A 5,938-nucleotide genomic window follows, 5' to 3' on the forward strand; every position below is an offset into this window, starting at 1 on the left:
GCCGCCAGGCCGCCGTCGATGAAGGCGGACAGGGCTGCCGCGGCCCCCGCCTCGCCTGGCGTCCAGTCGAAGCCGCCTGACCAGTCGGGCGCCGAGGGATGCAGCCCCCATGCGTCGAGATCGTCGCCGGCCGGTCCCTCGGGCGGGGTCAAGCTCTCGGGCGCGGGCGTCTCCGGCTTTTCAGGCACGACTTGCAACAGCGCCTTCAGGAAGGGGGTGAAAACCCGATAGGGCTTCCCTTCACCCGTCAGCACGGCGCCGGGACGCACCAGCAGACCGCCGTTGAAACCGTGGCTGTCGACGCCTTCGGCCTTCAGGGCATGGGCGATGTCGGCGTCCCGGGCGAAGGCGTCCGGTTCGAAGCGCCGGTTCATGAAGACCTGGTCCGCGCCCGTCTCGTCGATCAGACGGCGCAGTTCGGCCTCGCTGTCGCCGCGCCGCAGGATGAGCCGCCCCCCGCGTCCGCTCAGCGCCGCATCGAGCGCCCGCAGCGACTTGTCCAACCACCACAGGGAGGCGGCGCCGAGACGACGCCCCTCTCCGCTCTCGTCCAGGATGTAGACCGGCAAAATCGGCCGTCCGGTCGCGATCGCGGCCGTCAGCGCCGGATTGTCCGTCAGCCGGAGATCGCGCCGAAACCACAGGATGACGGGACGCGAGAACTCACCGGCCAAGACGGCTCTCCCGCGCTTGTTTTTGAATCGTCACAGGCTCCCAGGCGGGCGGCGGCTGACGGGTCAGAGGAACCCGCTTCAGCCAGAGTTTCAGCGCCTCCCAATGAATCGCAGCCACGACCTTGAGCGTCAGGAATGGCAGGGCGACCGCCGCCGACAGCAGATCGGCGTCGGTCAGGTCATGGCGCTCGCCCGACATGGCGGCCGTGATCAGCACGCCGCCCGAGTCGACGCCGTCGATGGTCAGGTCCAGACGCTCGCCCGGCGCATGGCCGCGAAATTCATAGTCCATCTCCATCCCCATGAAGGGCGAGACATACAGGGCCTTGGCCGCGCTCTGCCGGATCAGGCCCTCCGCCTGGTCCTCGACCGGGACGGGGATGACATAGGCGTGGCGCACGCCGAAGGTGCTAGTCACTTCATAGATCACCGCCGCCAGACGGCCGTCGGCCCGATGGCAATAATAGAGGCTGATGGGATTGAAGACATAACCCAGCACGCGCGGCATGGTCAGCAGGCGTATCGGCCCGCCCTCCAGCGCGACGCCGGCCCGCTCCAGCCAGGCCTCGATCTGAGGCCGCAGGGCCGCGCCCGAACCGTCGCCGTGGTCCCGATCGTGAAAGGACAGCAGGTTGAAGCGATTGCGCGAGAACAGGCGCAGCCGCCGATCCAGGCCGTCGATCTCAGCCAGGTCCAGCAGCAGCCAGAAGACGCGATAGTTCAGGCGGTGATCGCGCCGCCGCAGCCGCCTGTGCGTGACGCCGCCGCGATACAGGGCCGAGGCCTGGGTCACGCCGCCGCCTCCAATAGGTTGGGCACGGGCGGCAGATGGATGCGCCCGCTCTCGTTCCGGACCGTCCAGGGCCGCCGCACCCCGCCCAGCTGTTCGGCCACGGCGAGCCCGGACTGCAGGCCGTCCTCGTGAAAGCCCGCGCCGAAATGAGCGCCGCAGAACCAGACCCCGCCCTGCCCCTGCAGGCTCCACAACTGCTTCTGGGCCTGAATGGCGGCGGGGTTGAAGATGGGGTGCTCGTAAAGTTCGCTGCGCAGCAGGGTGTCCGGACGCGGCGGACGCGGCGGATTCAGGGTGACGAACAGGTCTTGGCCCCCAAGCCCCTGGAGCCGGTTCATCCAGTAGGTGACGCACAGGCCGTCGTCGGCCCCGATGTAGTTCCAACTGGCCCAGGCGCGACGACGACGCGGCATCAGGCTCTGGTCCGTATGCAGCACGGTCAAGTTGCGGCTGTAGCGGAAAACCCCCAGCACCTCTCGTTCGCGCGGCGTCGGCTCGGCCAGCATGGCCAGGGCCTGGTCCGCATGGGCGCCGATGACCACATGGTCGAACCGTTCGACGCCGCCCTGGCTGTCATGGACGACGACGCCCTCGCCGGAGCGCCGCACCGCCGTCACGCCGCGATCCAGACGAATGTCAGGGATCGCCCGCGCCAGCCTCTCGACATAGACCCGGCTGCCGCCCTCCACCGTACGCCAAAGGGGGCGACCGACCAGCTTCAGCAGACCGTGGTTGCCGCAGAAGCGGATGAAGGCCTCGGCCGGATAGTCCATCAAGGCGTGCGCGGGCGAGGACCAGATGGCCGCCGCCATCGGCAGCAGGTGATCGTCGCGGAAGGCTTCGCTGAACCCCTGTCGCTTCAGATAATCGCCCAGCGTCAGTTGGGGATCGGTCAGCTCGGACAGATCCTCCGGCGCCTGCCGATAGAACCGCAGGATCTCGCTCAGCATGGACCAGAAGCGCGGCCGCAGCAGATTGCGCCGTTGAGCGAACAGGCCCGGCGCGGCGTATTCGAACCGCCCCTGATCCAAGGACACGGCGAAGGACATGTCGGTCGCCCGTGTCGCAATCCCGAGATGCTCGAATAGGGCGATCAGATTGGGATAGGTAGCGTCGTTGAAGCAGATGAAGCCCGTATCGACAGGAACCTCGCCCTGCGGCGTTCCGGCCGTCACCGTATTGGAATGGCCGCCCAGCCGTTCGGCCTTTTCATAGAGCGTGACCCTGTGCCTCTGGGACAGCAGCCAGGCCGAGGACAGGGCGGCCACGCCCGAGCCCACGACGGCGACCTTCAGGGGCGCTTTGGACGGGGCGGCGAAGGATGACGACATGGGAGCTCCGGCGAAACCCGCGATCGAAGGCGATGCAGGTCCGGCTGATACGACCGGAGCGGTCGAACGGATGACGATTGATCCAGACTTTTGCGCGAAGCGTATTAGGCTCCATGCATGTCGAGGCTCCGTCTTTCGCATCCCCTGAACAGCGCGTCGGCGTAATGAGCGACGAGGCTGAAGACGCGCTTGAGCATGATCGGCTGATCGAGGCGGTGGCCCTTCGCCGCGATCGCGAAGCCTTCGCCCGCTTGTTCGAACATTTCGCCCCGCGCCTGAAGGCGTGGCTGATGAAGTCGGGCGCGACGGCCGCCGCGGCCGAGGACTTCGCCCAGGACGCCATGCTGACCGTCTGGCGCAAGGCGGACCTGTTCGACGCCCGCAAGGCGCGGGCTGCGACCTGGATATTCACCATCGCTCGCAATCGCCGCCTGGACATGCTGCGACGCGACGCCCGCGCCCTGCCCACGCCCGAGATCGAACCGACCGAGGACGAGGCGATGCGGCCCGACGTCATCCTGGCCATGGCGGACGACGCCCGGCGCGTGCGCGAAGCCCTGTCCCGGCTGAAGCCCGATCAGGTCGAAGTCCTGCGCCTGGCCTTCTTCATGGACAGCCCCCATTCCGAAATCGCCCAGCGGCTCGACCTGCCGGTGGGCACGGTCAAATCCCGTATCCGCAACGCCATGATCAAGCTGCGCACGATCCTTGAACCGTCAGAGGAGGCGTCGCGATGACCGTCGCCGCCCGCAATCCTTCCGAAGAACGCCTGCTCGCCTACGCCGCAGGGACGCTGAGCCCGCCCGAAGCCGTGGTCGTCGCCGCCCACCTGGCGCTGCGGCCCGCCAACGACGCCTGGGTCCGTCGGTTGCAGTCCGTCGGCGGCGAGTTTCTGGAGACCACCCGTCCCGCGGACCTGTCAGACGGCGCTCTGGCCCGAGCCATGGCGCGGATCGAGACCGACGCCGGCGAGGCGCGCGTTCCGCCGCCGCTGAACGACATGGCGGAACTGCCCGAACCCTTGCGCCGCTACGCCCTCGGCCCCTGGCGCTGGATCGGGCCGGGGATGCGGGTGCGCGACGTGCACGCCCCGCGTGACGGCGACTGCCGGGTCATCCTGCTGAAGATCGAACCCGGCCGGGAGACCCCTCGCCACACCCACGGCGGCGTGGAACTGACCTGCGTCCTGTCCGGCGCCTACGCCACCGAGACCGAACGGTTCGGGGTCGGCGATCTGGAAGAAGCCGACGAGGATGTGCTGCACCGACCGCGCGTCGTCTCCGACGAGCCGTGCCTGTGCGTCGTCGCCCTGGACGGCCAGATTCAGCTCGACGGCTGGCTGGGCCGGCTGATGCAGCCTTTCGTGCGGCTGTGATCGGCCCCGTCCTGGCGCTGTGGGCCGGGGCGGCGCTGTTCCTCGTCCTCGTCATGACCGCCGCCTGGCTGGCGCAGCGTCGCACGGGACAGGGCGGTTGGGCGGACGCCTTCTGGTCGCTGGGCCTGGGCGCCGCGGGCGTCTTCGTCGCCCTCTTTCCGCTTGACGACGGCGCGCCGTCGGCCCGCCAGACGCTGGCGGCCTGCCTGATCGGCGCCTGGGGGCTGCGCCTTGGGCTGCACATCGCCGCGCGCGCCCGCTCATCAGAAGAAGATCCGCGCTACGCCCGCCTGCGACAGGAGTGGGGGCCGCGTTTCCAGTCGCGGATGTTCGGCTTTCTGATGCTGCAGGCGGGCGCCGCCGCCTTCCTGGCGCTCAGCATACTCGTCGCCGCCCGCAATCCGGCGTCGGGCCTGACGGTTCAGGACGCCCTTGCGACTCTGGTGTTCGGGGTCGCCTTGATCGGCGAAGGACTGGCCGATCATCAGCTGAAACGCTTTAAGGCCGACCCCGCCAACCGGGGCAAGGTCTGCGACGCGGGCCTCTGGGCCTGGTCGCGCCATCCCAACTACTTCTTCGAATGGCTGGGCTGGTGCGCCTGGCCGATCTTCGCCGTCGACCTGAGCGGCGGCTGGCCCTGGGGCTGGCTGGCGCTGAGCGGGCCCGCCTACATCTACTGGCTGCTCACCCGCGTATCGGGCGTGCCCCTGCTGGAGGCCCATATGCGTCGCTCACGGCCCCATGCCTTCGCCGCCTACGCCGCCCGCACCAGCGTCTTCTTCCCTCGTCCGCCGCGCGACTAGAGAAGACGCAACGCCTTGGCGGCCAGGGCGCAGGCGATCGCGGACGAACCGCCGCTGACGATCACGCCCCACGTCATGTCGATGAGCGAGAGCTTCAGGCTCCAGGTCTTCAGCGTGGCCAGATTGGTCAGGTCGTAGGTGCCGTAGGCGAACAGGCCGAACAATCCGCCCCACAACAACGCCTTCTTCCACCCGCCCTCGGCCAGCCCCGGCAAGACGGCGAAGATCGTCAGCCCGGCCGCGTACAGGGCGTAGAAGGCGATTGCGGGCGCCAGCCTGAAATTATCGGCCAGCATGGAGCCGATGAAAGGTCTATAGAGCCGATCCCCCATGCTCCCCAACCAAGCCGTGTCGATCACCGCGAAGACGATCAGCGTGAGCAGGTAGGCGATCGCAATGTTCATAGAGAAAGCTCCGGATGCATCGATGCCCATACGCTCGCCAACTCCGGTTGGATCAGAACGCGAGCTTAGGGACGGCTCTGAGCGGTGTCTGACGTCTGACCGGCATCCTAGGCTCCCCTAGCGGCCGGACACCGCAATCGGGCGACGACAGCGCCTTCACCGGCAGAACTAGGAGAAGGTCTGGTCTCGGCTTGCGCGCTACGATCAGCGTTGCGTCAACGCGCGCGCCAGGGATCCGATCGTGGGGTGGAACAGCCCGTTCCACTCATAGCCCTCGTGCAGGCGCTTGATGACGAAGTCCGCCTGCGGCGCGCTTTCAGCCAGGCGATAGCCCAGCCGTTCGAGCGCCCTGCCCAGCCAAAGTCCCGCAGGGCCGGCCGCGTCGACAAAGGCCACGCCTCGCGGCGAGGCGCGGGTTTCAAAGCGCCCGCTCGATAGGGAGAAGACCAGGTTCGACTGGTCGAAGGCCTCGCCGATGGCGCCGGACAGGGCCACGTCCTCAGGCGCGCCGTCGATGAAGCGGCCCTCGCCGGGCAGCAGCCAGATGCGGTCGGCGGC

8 protein-coding genes are annotated in these 5,938 nt (G+C 68.3%); 3 read left to right on the top strand and 5 right to left on the bottom strand.

The annotated features are described in order from the left end of the window. From BDIM_RS01665 to BDIM_RS01675, 3 genes are all read right to left on the bottom strand, one after another. Positions 1-674 (bottom strand): deoxyribodipyrimidine photo-lyase (locus tag BDIM_RS01665; protein WP_169312113.1); only part of this gene is annotated, 674 nt, incomplete at its 3' end. After that, on the bottom strand, positions 664-1,467 hold the full coding sequence (locus tag BDIM_RS01670; RefSeq protein WP_003163822.1) for a DUF1365 domain-containing protein: 804 nt from the start codon (positions 1,465-1,467) through the stop codon (positions 664-666). The genes BDIM_RS01665 and BDIM_RS01670, both read right to left, overlap by 11 nt. Continuing rightward, a complete protein-coding gene (locus BDIM_RS01675; RefSeq protein ID WP_003163823.1) occupies positions 1,464-2,798 on the bottom strand; it encodes an NAD(P)/FAD-dependent oxidoreductase in 1,335 nt (444 codons plus the stop codon). Before BDIM_RS01675 ends, BDIM_RS01670 begins: the two co-directional genes overlap by 4 nt. Positions 2,799-2,962: 164 nt before the next feature. On the opposite strand from BDIM_RS01675, the gene BDIM_RS01680 reads away from it, so the two are divergent. The 3 genes from BDIM_RS01680 to BDIM_RS01690 are packed head-to-tail and all read left to right on the top strand — an operon-like array spanning position 2,963 to position 4,976. Continuing rightward, positions 2,963-3,535 carry a sigma-70 family RNA polymerase sigma factor gene (locus tag BDIM_RS01680; RefSeq protein ID WP_050796562.1) on the top strand — a complete coding sequence of 191 codons (573 nt, stop codon included), beginning with the start codon at positions 2,963-2,965 and terminating at the stop codon, positions 3,533-3,535. Further along, positions 3,532-4,173, top strand: a complete 642-nt coding sequence (gene chrR, locus BDIM_RS01685) for a cadmium/peroxide/UV radiation responsive anti-sigma factor ChrR (RefSeq protein ID WP_003163825.1) — start codon at positions 3,532-3,534, stop codon at positions 4,171-4,173. The genes BDIM_RS01680 and chrR overlap by 4 nt, the downstream gene beginning before the upstream one ends. Continuing rightward, positions 4,170-4,976, top strand: a complete 807-nt coding sequence (locus BDIM_RS01690) for a DUF1295 domain-containing protein (protein WP_003163826.1) — start codon at positions 4,170-4,172, stop codon at positions 4,974-4,976. The genes chrR and BDIM_RS01690 overlap by 4 nt, the downstream gene beginning before the upstream one ends. On the opposite strand, the gene BDIM_RS01695 is transcribed toward BDIM_RS01690, so the two are convergent. Next, positions 4,973-5,380 (bottom strand): DUF2177 family protein, encoded by a 408-nt coding sequence (locus BDIM_RS01695; protein ID WP_003163827.1) that lies wholly within the window; start codon positions 5,378-5,380, stop codon positions 4,973-4,975. The genes BDIM_RS01690 and BDIM_RS01695 overlap by 4 nt on opposite strands. Before the next feature lie 204 nt (positions 5,381-5,584). Then, positions 5,585-5,938 (bottom strand): hypothetical protein (locus BDIM_RS01700; protein WP_040344542.1); only part of this gene is annotated, 354 nt, incomplete at its 5' end.

Source organism: Brevundimonas diminuta ATCC 11568 (genome assembly GCF_000204035.1).
GTDB lineage: Bacteria > Pseudomonadota > Alphaproteobacteria > Caulobacterales > Caulobacteraceae > Brevundimonas > Brevundimonas diminuta.